11 protein-coding genes are annotated in these 18,611 nt (G+C 58.9%); all 11 read right to left on the bottom strand.

Going from position 1 to position 18,611, the window contains the following annotated elements:
* Positions 1 to 5,529 carry a DUF11 domain-containing protein gene (locus IEY52_RS10805; RefSeq protein WP_189002690.1) on the bottom strand — a complete coding sequence of 1,843 codons (5,529 nt, stop codon included), beginning with the start codon at positions 5,527 to 5,529 and terminating at the stop codon, positions 1 to 3.
* On the bottom strand, positions 5,526 to 8,837 hold the full coding sequence (locus IEY52_RS10800; RefSeq protein ID WP_189002689.1) for a DUF11 domain-containing protein: 3,312 nt from the start codon (positions 8,835 to 8,837) through the stop codon (positions 5,526 to 5,528). Before IEY52_RS10800 ends, IEY52_RS10805 begins: the two co-directional genes overlap by 4 nt.
* A 103-nt stretch (positions 8,838 to 8,940) precedes the next feature.
* A complete protein-coding gene (locus IEY52_RS26930) occupies positions 8,941 to 11,964 on the bottom strand; it encodes a beta strand repeat-containing protein (protein WP_189002688.1) in 3,024 nt (1,007 codons plus the stop codon).
* Positions 11,965 to 11,982: 18 nt separating this feature from the next.
* Positions 11,983 to 12,483 (bottom strand): hypothetical protein, encoded by a 501-nt coding sequence (locus IEY52_RS10790; RefSeq protein ID WP_189002687.1) that lies wholly within the window; start codon positions 12,481 to 12,483, stop codon positions 11,983 to 11,985.
* Positions 12,484 to 12,830: 347 nt separating this feature from the next.
* Positions 12,831 to 14,015, bottom strand: a complete 1,185-nt coding sequence (gene carA / locus IEY52_RS10785) for a glutamine-hydrolyzing carbamoyl-phosphate synthase small subunit (protein WP_189002686.1) — start codon at positions 14,013 to 14,015, stop codon at positions 12,831 to 12,833.
* A gap of 129 nt (positions 14,016 to 14,144) precedes the next feature.
* Positions 14,145 to 14,552, bottom strand: a complete 408-nt coding sequence (locus IEY52_RS10780) for a GNAT family N-acetyltransferase (RefSeq protein ID WP_229684731.1) — start codon at positions 14,550 to 14,552, stop codon at positions 14,145 to 14,147.
* The gene (locus IEY52_RS10775) at positions 14,549 to 15,073 is read right to left on the bottom strand and encodes an N-acetyltransferase (protein ID WP_189002685.1); all 525 of its coding nucleotides are present in this window, start codon (positions 15,071 to 15,073) and stop codon (positions 14,549 to 14,551) included. Before IEY52_RS10775 ends, IEY52_RS10780 begins: the two co-directional genes overlap by 4 nt.
* 50 nt (positions 15,074 to 15,123) lie before the next feature.
* A complete protein-coding gene (locus IEY52_RS10770) occupies positions 15,124 to 15,636 on the bottom strand; it encodes a hypothetical protein (RefSeq protein ID WP_189002684.1) in 513 nt (170 codons plus the stop codon).
* 30 nt (positions 15,637 to 15,666) lie between these two features.
* Positions 15,667 to 17,058: an argininosuccinate lyase gene (argH, locus tag IEY52_RS10765; RefSeq protein ID WP_189002683.1), complete on the bottom strand. Its 1,392-nt coding sequence runs from the start codon at positions 17,056 to 17,058 to the stop codon at positions 15,667 to 15,669.
* On the bottom strand, positions 17,055 to 17,537 hold the full coding sequence (locus IEY52_RS10760) for a GNAT family N-acetyltransferase (RefSeq protein ID WP_229684730.1): 483 nt from the start codon (positions 17,535 to 17,537) through the stop codon (positions 17,055 to 17,057). The genes argH and IEY52_RS10760 overlap by 4 nt, the downstream gene beginning before the upstream one ends.
* Positions 17,534 to 18,484, bottom strand: a complete 951-nt coding sequence (locus IEY52_RS10755) for a GNAT family N-acetyltransferase (RefSeq protein WP_189002682.1) — start codon at positions 18,482 to 18,484, stop codon at positions 17,534 to 17,536. The genes IEY52_RS10760 and IEY52_RS10755 overlap by 4 nt, the downstream gene beginning before the upstream one ends.
* Positions 18,485 to 18,611 lie beyond the last annotated feature (127 nt).

Genomic DNA, 18,611 nt, shown 5'->3' with positions numbered 1-18,611 from the left:
TTATTCTCCTCCAAAAGTCATTTCGTCCAGCAGGAAATCCAGCCGCACATAGAAACCCGCACGGGCATCCAGGTTGGTTGCTCCATCAAAGCCTTTAAAGTTGTAGCCTCCGGTCAGCCACAGGCCTTCCAGCATGCGCAGGGAGGCTTCCACGCCGTAACCGTAGTTGAAGCTGTTTGCGCCAGGGGTGGACAGCATGCGCAGGTTGGCTCCAAGGCCAAAGCTGTCGGTCAGGTAGAAGGTGCCCCCCGTGTAAAGCTGGTAGGTGAACGCGGCAGGGTCCAGCAAGGGATAACGCAAATCCAGTCCGGCCCGCAGTTGCCAGCTGGGCAGGAAGTAACTGCCTGCAAGGCGCGCAGTCAAGGCCGGGGTGTTGCCGCCCATCGAACCATCTGCGTACTTCACAAAGCCCAGGCTGTTCCATTGCCCACTGCGCACTGCAAAGCCCACGCTGGCCTGTTTGCCCGCATCGGTGCCAAATTTCTGCTGGTAATCTCCGCTGAGGGTCAGCACCTGGCTGACACTGGCGGTCAGACCTGCTTTCAGGGTGGTGGAGAATTCCCCTTTGCTGTTCAGTCCGAAATCGCTGCCCACGCTGCCCGAGATGCTGTCTCCCTGGTAACGGAAGGTGGTCCCGAACACGTAGTTGTTGGTGCCACTGGCAAAGTTGCGGTCCATGCCGCCCTTGAGGTCCACCGACCAGTTTACAGAAAGGGGCAACTTGGTGTCTGCGGTCAGTCTGGCCCGGTTGCCGTCTCCTGATGCGGTGGGCAGGTCGTAATAAACAGAGAGGTTGGTGCTCTCAATGCGGGTTTCCAGACCCACTGCGGCTTTGTTGCTGCCCTTCCAGGTGTACTCATCATTCAGGACCAGGGCCACATTGTCCTGAAGCTGGTAACGGGCTTTCAGGGAAGTCACCGACTGGCCAGCATCTTGCAGGTTCTGGGCGTGTTTGAAATTCACGCTGAAGGGTTTTTGCTCGTAGCCCAGGCTGCCTTCCAGGAAGGTGCTGTTCTGGGTCCCAAAAATCTGCCTCAAACCCACAGAGGCACTGAAGGGATCTGCCCGGTAGGTGGTTGCCCCCTGCACGGAAAGGGTGTCATGTCCGTCCCGCACGGTGTAATCGGCACTGGCAGCAAGACCCCAGGCTGCGGTGATGTTTTGGGTGGCAGACAGCTGAGCATAAAGCCCTTCCTGGGTGGCATTCAGACCTTTGTAATCTTCACTCTGGTAGCCGCTCTTTGCACTGACCGCAAAGCCTTCGGTTTTGTAAGAAGCGCTGGTGTCCCACTTGTAACCTTGCAGGTCGGTGAACACTCCAGCACCCACCGTCCAGATTTTGTTGTTGTAGCTGGCGGTTCCCCCAAGGGTGTAGTGGTCATTCACATTCACCACACCGACAGAGGCCTTGAGGTCCGGCTGGTTCAGGGTGTACTGCACCCCCCATTGCAGTTTGCGGGTGCTGGCGGCATCTGCCACCCGGTAACGCACTTCCATACGGTAAGCGGTGTTCAGGTCATCGAGATCGGTGGGCAACACCAGATCGCTGAGGATCACATACCCGAAGGTGTATTCGATCAGGTAATCGGCTTTTGAAAGCACCTTGCGGGTTTCTTCTGCGGTTTTCAGGTCGGTGCGGATCAGGGTGATTTGCTCGCTGTCCTGCACCAGTCCAGTCTGAGCAAAGCGGAAGTAGCGGGATCCGCGGTCCAGCAGCGGGAAGGTTTCGGTGCTGAATTGATCCACGGGCACCAGGGCTGCAAAACCAGAGAATTTGCTGCTGCCCTTGGTGCTGACCGAAAGGGCTGTGTTGTTGGCGGGAACCGCCACAAAATCCACGGGAACTTTGCCCTGACGGTAACTCATTTCAAAATTGGGGTGGTCGTACACGAAAGCCACCGGGTCCATCCCGAACAGTTGCTGCTCGGTGGTGCTGTTGTCTCCGCGAACCGGAAACGCCTGGTTCTGGGCGGTGTCTGGAGCGGTGAACAGGCCATCGCTGGCTGCAGCGATGTACAGTTTCCCTTCCCAGAGGGGACCTTCGTAGTAAGCGCGACCCAGCAGTTGCACCAGACCCGTGGAGAAACCGATGCCCACACTGGCCTGACCGATGGCCAGTTTGCGCTGGGTGAATTGCGGACGGAAGCTGCTGTCATACCGGATGCTGCCGTAGCTGAGCCGCAGTTCGATGTCCTGCGGGGTGGTCTGAGGACGGAAATCCAGGTAAGCCGCTCCATCTTGCAGGTACACCTGATGACCAGCAATCAGCGGATCGTTGTCTTTTGTGACCACTTCACCACTGGTGGCTTCCAGGGTGATGTTGCCCTCTCCGGTGGGAATCCCGGCTTCATCGATGACCTCCACCTTGAAGCGGATGGGGTTGGTGCCATCGGCATAGATCTGCAGGGGCGTGACGCGCAGGTTGCGGGCAATGCCCGGGCGGATCACCTGAATCTGTTCATCGCCCACCTGCAGGGTGTTGATGCCAATGTTCAGGGGCACCGAGGAGTACTCCAGATGCTGCACATTGTTGCCTCTGTCCAGCACCCGTTTGCCCAGCAGTTCACCGGGAACAGGCTGGCCGTTGATGGTCAGGACCAGTTCTTCATCTGCAGTGCCTTCCACGACCACGGTGATGCGGTCGCGGTTGCGCACCACCGTTCCGTTCAGGGGCTGTTTGATGTGCCCGGCGTTCATCTGGTTGCCCTTCACCTGCTCGGCAGCGGTGTAATCCTCGTAATCCACTGTTCCAGAGAGCACTTCTTTTCTGCCGTTGGGGTAAACCACCAGCAGGCCAGGGGCAGGCACTTCTTTCAAAGCCCCGGTGTGTTGCAACCTGTAGGTGATGCTGCCCGAAACCGAGGCAGGCACTTTCCAGTACATCACACCTTTTTCGCTGATCAGGGGATCGGGCAGAGGTTCACCGTTCAGTTCGCTGCTGCCGGTCATGTAGGTGGACCCCTCCAGGCTGGCCTGGGCAAAAATCAGGGTCTGGGCCTGGCTGTGCTGCACAAAAGGAATGGTGATGATGGATTCCCTGAGGGGCAGCAGTTCAGGCAGCACTTCCACTTTTGCCACGGCTGGGTTGGAGATGGCCTGCCCGTTCTTGCTGAGCTGCACCACGTTCTCGAAGGTGCCCACCAGTCGGGTGGTGGCAGGCACTTCCAGCACTTTTTCTTCCATGGGCTGGAAGTTCAGCAGGGCGTTCTCCAGGTCTCCCACGGTCAAACCCGAGTCATGCTTGCCAGACAGCTTGACGTCCACTTCACGCTTTAATGGGTTTTTGATGGTGATGGTGTACGTCACAGGGCGGCCCACCACGGTGCGGGGGGTGTTCACGGTTTTTTGCAGGGAAAACAGCACCCGTTCAAAGGGGGTTTCTGCAGTCTGCTGCTCTCCGTTGCTGTCCAGGGTGGCTTTCAGGAGGTCACCTTGCTGGATGCCGTAGGTGGTGGTGGCATTGTACTTGAAGGTGCGAACCTCTCCAGGCTGCAGGAAACCACTGAAGCGGGCCTCGTTTTCAGGTTTCAGCAGGGCGGTGCTGTCGTCCGAGAGACTGAAAGGCAACACCAGACCGGAAGGGTTGGTGACTTTGAGGGTCACGTCCTGGTCTTCACCGGGGATGCTGGGGGTCATCAGGGCTTCGCGTTGCAACAGCAAACGGGCCACATGCAAATCGGTTTTGGAGATCAGGGTTTTTTCCAGCCCGGCCCCGCTGAGCTGCGCAGTGTTGGTGATCCACTCTGGAGCGCCCACATTGACCTGGGCCTCGTATGTGAAGGTGCGCTGCTCTCCTCCGGCCAGATCGAACTGCTCTTGCAGGTTCTTTCCGGTCAGGCCCGCAGGCAGCACATCTTTGAGCAGGATGTTTCTGGCTGGAGCATCCCCGGAGTTGCTGACGGTCACGGTGTAGGTCACGCTGGAACCGGGAGCGGCTTCCGGGGCACTGATGCTCTTGGTCAGGCTGAGCTGGGCCGGACGGATCACGGTCACATCCACAGTGGCTTTTTTGTCCCAGGGAGACAGGGTGGCAGGGACCGCATAGGTCCCGGCTTTCAGGGCTTTTGCCCGCACCACCAGCGTGGACCCTTCCCCTGCCCGGATGGGAGAGGTGTATTCCAGCGGATCCAGTGCTTCAAAGCCTTCCGGGAGCAGCAAATCCAGATCGGCAGGGATGAAGCCCTCGTACTGGGTGCTGCCCGTGACGGTGAATTCCACAATCTCGCCCTCGGTGAGCACTTCGCGGTCTGCCACCAGCCTGAGGCTGGCTTCGGGGCGGTATTCAATGCGCACCTGACCCACACCCTGGTTGGGCACAGTAACGGTGGCTGGCGCGGTCACGGTGGTGCCCACAATCTGGGCTGGCACCACAGGGTAGGTCTGGGCCGGATAATCTCCCGAGAATTCCCCCTGGGGCAGTTGCAGGGTGGTGTCTCCCACGGTCACCTGGGTGCCCAGAGGCACGGTCTCGTCTGGCAGCACCAGCACCGATTCGATCTGCAAGGTGCCTTTCTGGGTCTGGTCGGGTTCACTGGTGGCAATCACAAAAGGTTGCGGTGCAGGAATGACCACGGGAACAGGCTCAGGCGCAGGAACCACGGGGGTGGGCTCAGGCAGCACGGGTTCCGGGAGTTTGATGGGTTCAGGCTCTGCCACCGGAGGGGTCACCACAGGCTCAGGTTCTGGGACCACCACAGGCTCCGGGGTTTTAATAGGTTCGGGTTCTGCCACAGGAGGGGTCACCACAGGTGCTGGTGCTGGGACCACCACAGGTTCTGGGTTGTCCTGCTGGAACAGCTCAAAGCGCACAGTGTTGGAGAACTGCTTTGCTTCGGGAGACTGGCGGGCATACACCACGTATTTCCCGGCTTCACGGGGCAGGGGGGTATCGGCCCAGTTCAGATCTCCCGAAATGTTCAGGGGAATCACCCGTCCTGAAGGGGTCATGATCTGGGCATCCATTTCAGAAATGCCGTCTCCATCGTAAAGACGAAGACTCAGGTTGTCTTTCAAGGGGGGCAGCAGTTGCAGGGTCAGCACCGGAATCCACTGCTGGCCGCGCACGTTCAGGCTGGCCCCTTTGACGATCACCTGGGTGTTGGGGCTGTCTGCCTTGACCTGAAAGGTGTTCTTGCCGTAACCCTGGGTGGTCACGGTCAGCAGGTAATCTCCGGGGGCCATGTCCTGCTGGTAAAACACCGTCCAGGCCTGCTTGCCTGAGGCAAACATGCGCTGTTTGATCACCTTGCCTGCAGGGCTGCGCAGGGTGAACATCGAGGTCACTTCCTTCAGGTCGTAACGCTCATCGCCGTAGTAACTGGAGCTGCGGTAATCTTCAGGATCGAAGTTGGCTCCGTAGAGTTGCAGCTTCACAGGTCCGCGCTTCAGCACCCGGATCACCAGTTGTTCTTCTTTTGCTTCCCATTTGAGTTCACTGCCCACACTGGTGATGGGGAGGGTGGTGGCGGTGTTCTGGGCCAGTGCAGCAGAGGCACCCAGCATCAGGGCAAGGGTGAGCAGGCGTTTCATGGGTACCTCCAGCGCACCTGCGGATCCATCAGGGCACCCGCCCAGGTTCCAGAGAAGCGGATGCGGTAATCCAGCAGGTGTTCGCCCTGGGTCAGCACATCGAAGTCAGGGTTCACTTCCCCATCCAGCAGCACCGCACCTTCGGGGAGGCTGTCGGTGATCTGGAAGTCCGGGAGGTCCTGGCCAGTGGTCAGCTTGACGGTCACAATGAATTCATTATTTCCGATGGGTTGCACAGTTTTCTGAACGGTGACCGGTCCGTACTGCAAACGGGTGGACCGGAAGGTCAGCAGGTCCGCACGGGCAGGCTGCAGCGGGAAATCCACGGTGGTCAGGCCAGCAATCATCAGGTTGCGGCTGCCAGGTTTGCCCCGGTCTTCCGGGAGGGATTCGGGCAGATACGGGGCGCTGAAAGGGTCCAGTCGCAGCGCCCACACTCCGGTCTGGATGCCGTCTGCACTGTAGCGTCCTTCTGCATCGGTGGTGATGGCGCGGCCATTGGAGAGCACGATGCGGGCATTTTTCAGGGGCTGGTCAATGGCAGGGTCATACTTGCGGTCCTCGTTCTGGTCCACGTACACCCGGCCCACCAGCACGGCAGGGGTCTTGAACAAAGCGCTTTGCACTTTCACGGTGGCGGTGGAGACGCCCCCACTGTTGGAGGCCACGGTCACCACGCACTGGTTGAGGTTGGGGTCTTTCAGTCCGCAGCCAATGGCGGTGGCTCCGTTGATGATCTGGTCTCCCACTTCGCTGGTGACCCGGGTGCTGAAGGTCAGCACCAGTCGGGCCTGGGCAGGCAGGTCAGGCAGTTTGGATTGTTCACTCTGGCCCCAGCGCAGCAGTTGACCTGTCTGCATGGGGTCACTGACGCTGTGCATGTCCTGGTTGGCAGGTCCAGCGTTTTCCAGTTTCCAGCGGGTGCTTCCGGGCAAATAAACCAGACCTTTGGGCAGGTTGTCTTCCAGCACCACGTCCTGCACGGTCACGGTGCTGGCGGGATTGGTGAGGGTCAGGGTCCAGGTGAGCACATCTCCGTACTCCACCACTTTTTTGTCGGCTTCTTTTTTCAGCAGGAGGGCCGTGGACCACAGCAGCACCTGCACCTGGTTGGAGTCCAGGGGGGCAGCCATTTCACTGGCATCTGCTGTGAAGAAGTTCCTGACCACATAACCGTCCAGGGCGTCAGGGCGCACCTTGACTTTGAAGTGCACCTCTGCCACCTGACCGGGATCCAGCAGGGGAAGCGTCCATCCCAGGCGGGTCGCAGTGCGTTTGCCCAGGTCGTCTTTCACTTCGGTGGCACTGCCCGCCACATCAGGTTGGGTCACCCCGTCGATGGTGACATCTGAAGTCTCGTAATCCAGGTTGGGGTCCAGCACATCGCCGATCTGCAGGTCCGTGAGGCTGTAAGGCAGGTCGTTGGTGAGTTTGAGGGTGTAGGTGTAGGTGTCACCGTGCAGGAGGCGGGTGTTTTCTGCAACAGACTGGGTTTTCTGCAGGTTCAGCTTCATGTCCGGGTCCAGTTCGGTGTGCTGCAGTTCGTCCAGAGAGCGGTTCACGCCCCCACGGTCAGAGGTGGCCACCACCCGGATGGTGAAGGGGGTCTGCTTGCGGGAGGTGCGGGTGTAGCAGATGCGGAAATTCTCACTGCCCAGCGCAGGCAGCACAAATTTCACGGGCAGGGTCAGTTTGTTGGTGCCCTGGTAGAAGTCAAAGTGCACATCATCGGGGGTCAGGACGGGCGTGGCATTGATGTCTTCCAGGGTCAGGGTCACGGTGTCCATCACACCTGCGGCGTTCAGCACGGTGTGGTCCAGGCATTCCATCAGGTTGCGGGCCAGGATTTCACCATGCACGGTGTCTTCTTCGGTCAGTTCTGCGGCTCTGGGCAGCGAGAGGGGACCGAGGTAGATTTCCGGGGGGTACTGCACGGTCAGGCGATCGCGGGTGCGGTTGGGGGTGGCCCCCAGTTTTGAGGTGGCTTTCAGAACAGCCTCGAAAGTGCCTTCTGCTTTGGAGGCCATGGTGTAGCAGGCCTGGAAGTTCAGGAGCTGACCGGGTTCCAGGGTGGTTTCTGCAGCGAGGTTTGCGCCTTGCAGGGTCAGCAGGTGCACCTGCACATCTGCAGGCAGCACATCTGTGCCCACCGAGACCACATCCGTGACCTGGGCGGCATTCAGCAGGGAGTGCTTCAGACACAGCTCTGCACCCTGGCTGGTGATCTTGCCCAGTTGCAAATCTGCATCGGTCATTTCTGCGGCCAGGGGCTCAAGCCACGGACCCAGCCAGATTTCGGGTTTGTTGAGCACTTTGAAGGGAAAGCTGGATTCTGCAGACACCAGCACGGTGGGGTCCGAGACCGAAGCCCCCTGAACCCGTGCGGTGTTGGTGCGGCTTCCCATCAGGGCAGCGGAAAGCACTTTCAGTTTGAATTGCACTTCCCGGATGCCTGCTCTGGGGATGCGGTCAAAAATCACCGAAACAGCCTGGGTGCCAGAGTCAAAGAACATCGCTCCGGGGAAAGGCTGCAGGTCACTGACCACATGCAGCGAACCCGCCACATAACCGAAACCCTGCAAAGCCTCCTGGTCCAGTGCATCCACGACCTGCACGTTCTGCAGGTCATCGAATCCGGTGTTGGTGACTTTGAGGGTGACGGTGACTTCATCGTCTTTGCGCACTTCGGTCAGGTCCATCTGCTTGTCCAGCTTGATGGCAGAGGCAGCGGTGAGCACCACCCGTCCCACGTTGCCAGTGTCGGTCTTGGTGCTGAGGGTGTCGGTGCAACTGGCCTGCACATCAAAATGGGCCGCACCCAGACCGCCAAAGGGGGTCTGGATCTGCACCAGCACCCGTGCAGACTGTCCTGCCTGCAGGGTCACTGCGCTGATTTCGGGGTCGGTGGCATCTATCGCGCCGTTTTCGTTGAGGTCCTGGAACAGCTGGATGTCCTGGGGGGTCCAGCCATCCAGCCTCTGAACACTGAGAGGCAGGGAAAAAGCAGCGTTGCCGTTGTTGCTGACGGTGTAGGCCAACAGGGCGCGGGTGCCTGCAATGCTGGACACGGTCTGTCCGGGAAGGGCCACCGTTCCATCGGGCAACACCTGAGGCAAACAAAGGCCCAGAACCGTGGTGCTCACAATTCTGGAAAAGCCCTGGGAGCGCGGGTTTCCGGGAAAACTCTCGGTGTACTGCGATCCGAACTGGTTGTCGATGGAGCGGCCTGCTGCGGTCTGGGCCTGGGCCTGACCAAACGCCAGCAAGGCGATCAGCACAGTCATCAGGGTTCTCAGGGCAGCAGGCATGGGGGTCTCCTTCGGTGTCAAAAAAAACGTCTGGGTTTATGGGCACAGCAAAAAGAACATCTGAAAAAAGGGGGCACCCGGTAAGGTGCCCCCGGTAAGAGGCTTACTTGACTTTCACCCGGAACAGCACGGTTGCGCCCTGTGCGGGTTGGATCTTGTCGTCGGTGTTGCTGAACTCGACGGTGTTGTCCCCATCGGTGTCAAAGCCCACGTAGAGGGTGTCGAAGGTGAAGGCGGGGAAGGCAGCAGCCCACTCGGCAGCGGTGACGGTGCCGTCGCTGTTGCTGTCCACACTGGTCAGGGCCAGCCAGCTTGCGCTGCCAGGAGCGGCGGGATCGTAGTTGGCAGAGATGAAGACCTTGCTGCCAGCAGGCAGGCTGGAGGTGGTCACCTGGAAGTTCACAAAGGTGGTGTCAGTGGGCAGTTTATCGGAAACCACCAGACCGTACACATCCAGGTTGCCGTTGTTGAAGGCGTCCAGTTTGTACTCGAGGTGGTCGCCAGGGTAGGCGATGTTGTCATCAAGGTAGCTGGCGTCGCGGTCATCGGCAGCACTGGCAAGGCTGGGCCCGATGTTCTTGACTTTCTTGTCAATCTTGATCAGGGTGCCCACCACGGTGGTGGTGTCGGTGACGGACAGGGTCTGGCTGCCTGCACCTGGAACCACAGTGGTGCAGGCTGCGTTGGTGTAGAAGCTGGCCACACCCGAGAGGATTTCGGGGTCCTCGGTGCCGATGGCGATGTTGGAGGGGGCTTCCACACGCACCTTCAGGCTGAAGCTGGCATTGGGGGCCAGGCAGATGGCTCCTGCAGCGGGATCCACCACGTAGGTGGCTCCACCGTCGGTGGTGTAGGTGTAGATCAGGCCCTTGTCGCTGGTGCCGCTCACGCCAGCAGCAGCCAGGTCAAATTGCACGTAGGTGTTGCCGTTGTTGCTGACGGTGTGGGTGTACTCGGTCACACCACCAGGCACCACACTGCCGGTGCGGTTGGGGGTGAAAGTCACCTGGTTGTTGGCCTGCACCACGAAAATCACATTGAAGCTGTCGGTGGTGCTGGTGAGGGTGGTGCTCCTGGCGGTCACGGGCAGGGTGATGTTGCCGGGGGCCTGGTTGCTGGCAATGGGGTATTCCAGCACCAGACTCACAGCCTCGTTGGGGTTGAGGGGGCTGGTGGTGCTGACGGCGGAACCCACAGGCTCGCCCACATCCCAGCGTCCGTTGCTGTTGCTGTCCGTGAAGGTGTGCAGCACAGCACCAGAGGGCACGGTCAGGTCGTAGCTGTCCTGCACGCTGCCGGTGTTGCGGATTTCCACGGGGTAGTAGGCAGTGGTGCCAGGGTTGACATTGACGTACTGGCTGGGTGCGGTGGCCACGTCGGTGCTGTCGTTGGCAGCGTTGCTGTCACCCGTTTTGCTGGTTGCGGCATCGTCCACAGCGCCATCCACACTGTAGGGGTTGGACACGTTGGGGCTGCGCAGGATGGCAGAGTCAGCGGCATCTCCAGCCACAATCAGGCTCTTGCCCGAAACCCCGATGCTGCCGGACACGTTGGAGGAGTCGGCCAGCACGCGAATGCCTGCGGGGGAACCCAGGGTGGCGGTGAGGGGGATGGTGCCGGTCACACGGATGGCCACGGTGGCTCCGGTGGCGATGCTGATGGGGTCACCCTCGGTGATGGAGGTGCCGTTGGTGTAGGACAGGGTGGCGTTCTGCAGTTGCAGGGCGCTGTCCAGGGTCAGCTTCACATTGTCGGTGGTGTTGCCGTTGTTGGTGAGGTACACGGTCCAGGTGTAGGTCTGGCCCAGGTAGGCGTTGCCTCCGGTGGTGTAAGTTTCCTCGGTGCCGCTGTTGTCCAGACCCTGGGTGCCAGGGGTGCCGCTGTCGTCCTGACCGATGGCCACAGCGTAAGCGGGGGCCACGTGGTTGACGCGGGTGTTGGAGGGGGTGGTGGTGCCGCCATCCAGGGGGTTCTTCTTGAAGGTGACTGCAGCGGTGTTGTTGATGGCCTTGCCCACGCTGAGGATGGTGGCATCGGGGATGTCCGCTGCAGTGTTGTTGTTGTCCACGCGGGTGTTGAACACCAATGTGAACTGGTCACCGGGCTGGAAGAACGCACCGGGATCGGTGGTGCCCGCAGCGTCGTTCTGGATCAGGATGCCCACAGCGGTGGCAGAGGCACTGAAGGTGGTGGTCCAGTTTCCGCCCACTTTGTACACAGGAACAGCCACGCCACGCCCGGAATAAACGTAGTTGTTGGGACTGCTGGCAGCGCTGGTGCCCAGTGCGCTGGTCAGGAAGGCCAGCTGGTTGGTGCCGTCGGTGGGCAGGTTGTCAGAAACCAGAATGCCGTAACGGGTGGCACTGTCCACGGTCACTGCCACTGCAGAAGCGGCGGTGGCACCGTTGTTGCTGCCCTGGATGGTGTACTTCAGGGCACCGTTGCGGTCCACGAGGTCTGCCAGACTGGCATCTTTGATGACCTGGAAGGCAGCGTCGTTGCTGACGTTGATGCGCAGGGTGTTGTTCTGGTCGCCGGATTCGTCGTTTGCACCAGAGATGTTGGCGCTGTTGCCGGTCAGGTTGAAATCTGCACGGGTGCCAGCGGTCACGGTGGCCTGTACGGGCAGACGCACTTCTGCCACCAGGTTGACGGTCTGGTCGGCGGTGGCGCTGATGAAGTAGTTGCCAGAGCCGTCTTTGGAGACTTCCACTTCACCACTGTCCACCTGTCCGTTGGGGGTGGAGTCGTAGTACAGCTTGAAAGTGGGGGTGCCGGTCAGGCTGGAGGTGCCCAGCAGGCTGGAGGTCAGGGTGATGGTGTCGGTGGCGTTGCCGGAGTTGGTGACGTAGTAAGCGAAGTAACGGGGTGCCCCGGTGTTGGGCACACTGGTGCTGCGGGCAGGGGTGCTGCCGGTGCTGGCCTCGTCAGGGGTGATGGTGTAGCTGAAGACCGGCTGAACCACGGTGAACACTTCGTTGGACTTGGTGGTCTGGCGCTGACCGCTGGAGTCGGTGAAATCGGCAATGGCCTGGTTGCGAATCTTGGTGTTGGCAGGGGTGCCAGCGGCCAGTGCAGAACCTGCTGCGGCCAGTGCGAGTGAAAGTGCGAGAAACTTCTTGCTCATGAAATGTCCTCCTGGGGGTTACCTGACGGTGTATCTGAGATCCAAAACTTCGGTCTGTCCGGGTTGCAACTCTGGGATGGTCCAGCGCACATCGGTGTATTCGCTGGGTTTGACCTGCACCTTCTTCAGAACGGTCTTGCCGTTTTCCTGCACAGAAACGTTTTTGAAGAGGGGCTCGGGGGCGTAAGTCTTGCCGCCATCAAAACTGAACTCAACAGCGCGGGTGCTGCTGGCGCTACCTGCCAGGTATTCCTGGGCAGAATTCAGCGGCTGGGTGGGGCGAATGTTCTTCAGGGCTTCCTTTGAAACATTCTTGAGGGTGAGTCGCAGCAAGCCCACCTGTCCCGGGGTTTGCAGGCCACTGCTGGCTTTCAGGGTTTCCACGGTCTGGCCATCTTTCTGGCTTTTCACCACGGTGAACACCTGATTTTTGAGTTCCAGCTTGGGGGCCTGGCTCTGCTGGGCAAAAGAAAATCCTCCCATCAGGAGCAAGATCAGATGTGTTCTGCTGTGTTTCACTTCCACCTCCAGACAAAAAAAACACCGACAGCCATTTTCAAGAAACAGCTGCCGGTCGCGCCACCAACTCCCCAACCAGCACTAGGCGCCCGCATCACTCTGGTTTGGATCATCGCTTCAGTTTGAACTCAGATTATGCTCAGAGGGATCACAGCTTTCTTACAGGAAAACCCTTACCTTCTGAGGAAGGAGGTCAATGGTTCAACCTTGAACCCCATACGTTGCAGGGTATCACACACGGCTCTGTTGCGGGTCTTCCCCAATTGACAAAACCACCGACAAGCGGTGGTCTGTTAAAACATTAAAGGCTGGCTTACAGAAAGAGCACAACAAAAGTGAAGTCGGGCTTACACTCCGAGCTTTCCAGCCAGGGCTTTCTGAATGGGGGAACCAGTTGCACCATCGAAGGCATTGATCTCCTCGATGAAGCGCTCAAAGAGGTAGTGCGAGTCGTGCGGACCGGGAGAAGCTTCGGGGTGGTACTGCACACTGAACACCGGATAACGGCTGTGGGCCATGCCTTCCAGGCTGTTGTCGTTCAGGTTGATGTGGGTGGCAATGAACTGTCCACCCGGAATGGAGTCGATGTCCACTGCATACCCGTGGTTCTGGGCGGTGATCTCGATTTCACCGGTCAGCAGGTTCTTGACCGGCTGGTTGCCCCCACGGTGCCCGAACTTCATCTTGTAGGTCTTGCCCCCCACAGCGAGACCCAGAATCTGGTGCCCCAGGCAAATGCCGAAAGTGGGAAGCAAACCCAGAAGGCTCCAGGCGGTCTCATGGGCATAGGTGGGAGCAGCAGGATCCCCAGGACCGTTGGAAAGAAACAGACCATGCGGCTGTAAAGCCATGATCTGGCTGGGGGTGGTGGTGGCCGGAACCACGATGGGTTCGATGCCCACACGGGCCAGGTTCTTCACGATGGAGTGCTTGATGCCAAAGTCCATCAGCACCACACGCTTCCCTTCCTGCAAGGTGGGGTAAGCATAAGGCAGGGGCGTGGTCACTTCCGGGGTCATGTCCCGACCATCGATGTCCTCGTGGTTGCGGGCACGTTGCACCAGATCGTGCTCCTCGTCGGGGGTGAATTCCCCGTAAGGATCGGTGGGATGGGTGAAGCTGCGGTGGGCAATCACGCCCTTGACCACACCACCACTGCGCAGGCGGCGCACCAGGGCGCGGGTGTCGATCCCGGAAATCGAGACGATCCCATGGTCCTGCATGAAACGCTCCAGGGACTCCTGGGCGCGGTGGTTGCTGTAAGACTCACTGAATTCCCGACTGATGAAGCCCCGCACGTATGGCTTGTTGGACTCCATGTCATAAATCGCCACACCGTAGTTGCCGATGTGCGGATAGGTCATGCAGACGATCTGACCGTTGTAAGAAGGGTCAGTCATGATTTCCTGGTACCCGGTCATGGAGGTGTTGAACACCACCTCACCAACGGTCTCACCACGGTGCCCAAAGGCATATCCACGGTATACGGTACCGTCTTCCAGGGCCAGAATTGCGCGTTCTTTACGGATCATGTTACCTCCCATACCTTGCTCACAGGCAAGGTTTCATGGTCTCCAGCGTTCCAGACTACCACCGATTGAAACCCCAGACCACCAGTCACCCAGTCAAATTGCTTCATGGACGGGCAGTCATCCATACAGTCAGCCATATTTGAACTTCCACTCCATGCCCGGAGCGTCTTCAGCCCGGATCACAAAATCCTGCTTCAGGTAGAACTCCTGCTTGCCCCGGGCACAGAACAGTTGAATGTCCCGGATGCCCTGCTGCTTGCAGTGCTCCACCAGTCGGGACAGCACTTCTTTCCCGATCCCTCTCCCCTGCCAGTCGGGATGCACAATCATCTCAGTGATGAAGGCATGGATGGCCCCATCGCTGATGATGCGTCCAAACCCAACCAGTTTATTTTCTTCATAAACCGAAATCGCAAACCAGGAGCCTTTCAGGGTTGCCTCAAACCACTCCAGCATTCTGTCCTGATTTCCCCATCCTGTGGTCAGGTACAGGCGCTGAAAATCAGCGGCGTCTGGCAGGTCCGTGGTGTAGTTCACTTCAGGTCCTTGAGCATGGCGATCTCGTTGCAGTTCTCGTAGAAGGGGCAACGCTGGCACTCGCTCCACACTTTGGGGTGCAAGTTGGTCTTGTCGATGCGGGTGAACCCGCAGTTCTCGAAGAACTTCTGCTGGTAGGTCCAGGCAAAAAGGGCAGGCAGACCCAGATCACGGGCCTCACGTTCACAGGCCAGCACCATCCAGCGTCCCAGCCCTTTCCCCTGAAAGCTGGGGTGAACGGCCAGACCGCGCACCTCTGCCAGATCGGTGGCCAGCATGTGCAAACCCACCACACCAGCAATCCCACCCGGATGCCCGTCCAGAGGCTCTGCTTCCAGCACGAAGAAATCCCGGATGGTCTCTGCCAGAAGCTGCTTGCTGCGCACCAGCATCAGGCCCCGGACCGCCCAGTACCCAATCAGTTCACTGATGGCATCAATGTCGGTCAGGCGGGCTTTTCTGAGCATCAGGGGGGCGTCTTTGTGAATGTCAGGGACGATGATGGATTCCAGGGTCAGCATGTTGGCCTCCGACAGGTCAGGGAGATAGAGGGCTTAAAAGTCAGGCAACGTCAGGCAGAGGTGTCTTCTGGCAAATCCAGAAGCTGCGACAGGCTCAGGACAGCAACCGGGCGGCCATCCAGAAACAGCACGCCTGTTCCGTCCTGCACATCCAGCTGGGATTCTTTAAATCCAATCCCGAAGCAGGTCTGTCCGTCCTGACCCGGATGAATCACCACCAGAGGATCAAAAAGCACTTCACTCCCCTGCCCTGAACCGAGCAACGTTACAGCAATGTCTGCGGCTTCGCTGCCCAGACCGTATTTCTCTGGACGGTCCTGCAATTCAAACTGGATTTCCTGGTAGGCCAGACGGACGTACCTTTCTGGATCACTGCTGACCTCATCGAAAGCGTCCCGGTGCTCATCGGTGATTTCCTCTTCGGTGACCAGCACGGTCATGGGCACTTCCTCGCCGTACAGTCCCAGGTCGATGCGGCCTTCCCAGCTGGACACACTTTCCCCTTCGAAAGCCTCTGTGAAGAGGGCTCCCAAAGTGGGATCAAGTTGTTTTCTGATTTCCATGCTGGACCTCCAGAGGCAGGGTTAACAAAGTTACAGGCGTTCTTTGGCGTCCTGAACGGCTTCTTTGACCCGCTCCACTCCGGTTCCGCCGTAAGACAGGCGGGCATTGGCGCTGGATTCCACGGTCAGGTACTGGGCCACATCACGGGTCAGCAAGGGGTGGGCGTTTTTCAGTTCCTCTTCGGTGAGGTCCCACAGTTGCCGGTCCTGTGAGACGCACAGGTGCACCAGTTCTCCGGCCACCTCGTGCGCTTCCCTGAAGGGTACGCCCTGACGGGCGAGGTAATCTGCAAGGTCGGTTGCAGTGGAGTAACCGCGCTGGGCCGCACGGCGGGTCACTTTCGCATGCCATTTTGCTTTGGGCATCATGTCGATGTGCAGCTGCAAAATGATCGCCAGGGTCTCGAAGGCATCAAAGACCGGTTCTTTGTCTTCCTGGAAGTCCTTGTTGTAGGCCAGAGGGGTTCCTTTGACCACGGTCAAAAGGGCCATCAGGTCACCAAAAACCCGTCCAGCTTTGCCCCGGGCCAGCTCGGACACGTCGGGGTTCTTCTTCTGGGGCATGATGCTGGACCCGGTGGTGTGGCTGTCCGGCAGGGTTAAAAAGCCAAATTCAAAGGTGCTGTAGAGCACAAGTTCTTCAGACAGGCGGCTGAGGTGCGCGGTGGCAATGCTGCAGGCCGCCAGGAATTCCAGCGCAAAGTCACGGCTGCCCACGCTGTCCAGGCTGTTGCGGGTGGGACGGGCGAAACCCAGCGCTTCAGCGGTGGCAAAGCGGTCAATGGGCCAGGGGGTTCCGGCCAGTGCACCTGCACCCAGGGGGCTTTCGTCCATGCGTCTAGCAGCGTCCCGGAAGCGGGATTCGTCGCGTTCCAGCATCTCCACATAAGCCAGGAACCAGTGGGACAGCAAGATGGGCTGGGCCACCTGCAGGTGGGTGTACCCGGGCAGGATCACGGGCTGGCCTTCATCGCTGGTCAGGTGCTTTTCGGCTTCAAGAGCCATGACGCTTCTGAAACCATGCAGCAGGTCCGCAAGTTCCAGAGCAGCTTCCTTGGTGAACAGCCGGAAATCGGTGGCCACCTGGTCGTTTCTGGAACGGGCGGTGTGCAGCTTTCCAGCCACAGGCCCGATGCGCTCACGCAGGCGGGATTCGATGTTCATGTGCACATCTTCTAAAGACACACTCCACTCGAAATTTCCTGCACGGATGTCTTCCAGAATGCTGTTCAGACCATCTGTGATCTGGGTGACTTCTTCGGGCTCCAGGATGCCCTGCTTGCCCAGCATGGCGACGTGTGCCAGGCTTCCCCGGATGTCCTGCTCTGCGAGTTTCTGGTCAAAGGTGACGGACGCATTGAAAACCTCCACCAGCTTGTCGGTGGCTTCCTGAAAGCGTCCCCCCCACAGTTTTTTGGTCATGTTTCTGCTCCTAAAATGATGCGCATTTCGTTGGTGTTCTGAAAACCCAGTTTCTCGTACATGGGTCTGCCGTGTTCACTGGCATGCAAGGACAGCGCTTTGATCTTTCGCCTGCGGCATTCGTCCATGACCTGATCGACCAGCATGCGGGCCAGTCCTTTTCTGCGGTGTTCAGGGTGGGTGTAGACGTTCAGCAGGTAGCCCCGCATAGGGCTGGCATCCAGGTGTCCCGGAGGCCAGTTCACCAGCATCAGGGCTGCACCCGCCACCACCTGACCGTCCTGTTCTGCCAGAAAAGTCAGGTAGGTGCCTGCTTCCATCTGGGCTTTCACCCAGGGGATGAAGGCTTTCCGCATGGCTGCAATGTCCATCTTTTCTCCCATCCCCATGTCTGAGAACATTTCAAAACGGTGGGTGACCAGCGTTTCAAGATCGTTCAGCGTTGCCAGACGGAAGGTGTAAGGGAAAGCATTCTTCACAGGCTTTTCACCAGCACTTTGGGACCAGGCACAGAGGCACTGGGGTATTTGTAGACTGCGTCTTCATCAATGCTGTACCCGAGTTTCTCGTAAAACGGAATCACAGACAGGTTGTAGGTGCTCACGGCCAGCAGAACCTTCTTGAAGCCCTCCCGGACCGCATGTTCCTCTAAAGCCAGCACCAGACGTTTGGCCAGACCGTAGCCTCTGGTGTCGTTCAAGACGGCCAGTTTCATCAGGTCCAGGGTGTCTTCATCTGGAACGTAACAGACACAGCCCACCGGACGGGTTTCACCATAGTTGAAGTGTTCTTCCATGATGAAGCCCCCACCACGTTGCAGAATGTCTGTCACAGCTTCCGGGGTGATCCGGTGGCCACTGGAGCGCTCATCGATGGTGTTTCTCCAGGCTGCACGCACCAGGGAAGCAATGTTTGCCGCATCATCCAGTGTGGCGGCCCTCAGGCGGTAATCTTTGCGGGTCTGCAGCTTGCGGGTCATCACCACCGGAGGTGAGCTGCCCGGATGGGAATGCTCGTACACCTCATTTTCCTGAATGGTGTAGCCCAGTTTCTGGTAGAGCGGAATCACCGAGAGGTTGTACTGGCTGACCGCCAGCAAAATACGTTTGAAGTTGCGCTGGCGGGCGTAATCTTCCACAGCCTGCACCAGCATGATGGAAAACCCCTGCTTGCGGGCCTCAGGCAACACCGCCAGTTTGGAAAGTTCCAGGGTCTTGCCGTTGGGCCGGTAGCAGATGCACCCCACCACATGGTCATCACGGGAAACCAGAAATCCCCCGCCTTCATCGTCAAAAACAGCGTGCACATCGTCCACCGTCATGCGGTGACCGCTGGACCTGGGATCGATGGTGTCTTTCCAGGCCCCGTGCACCAGAGAGACTATGGTTTCAGCATCTTCACGTGTGGCAGGTTGGATTGATTTCATGGTGGGTCCTCTTCATTCCCTGGGAAACGCCAGGAGCGTTCTGAAACGGCAGCAGTGTCTTTGTCACCATTTTACCCGGGAGGGAGAGCGCAGTGAGAGGGAAAAGATCCCCCCTGATTTGGGGGGA

This window comes from Deinococcus roseus (assembly GCF_014646895.1).
GTDB classification, from domain to species: Bacteria; Deinococcota; Deinococci; order Deinococcales; family Deinococcaceae; genus Deinococcus_C; species Deinococcus_C roseus.
The sequence above is the reverse complement of the archived record's forward strand: the minus strand, read 5'-3'. Positions and strand labels throughout refer to the sequence as shown.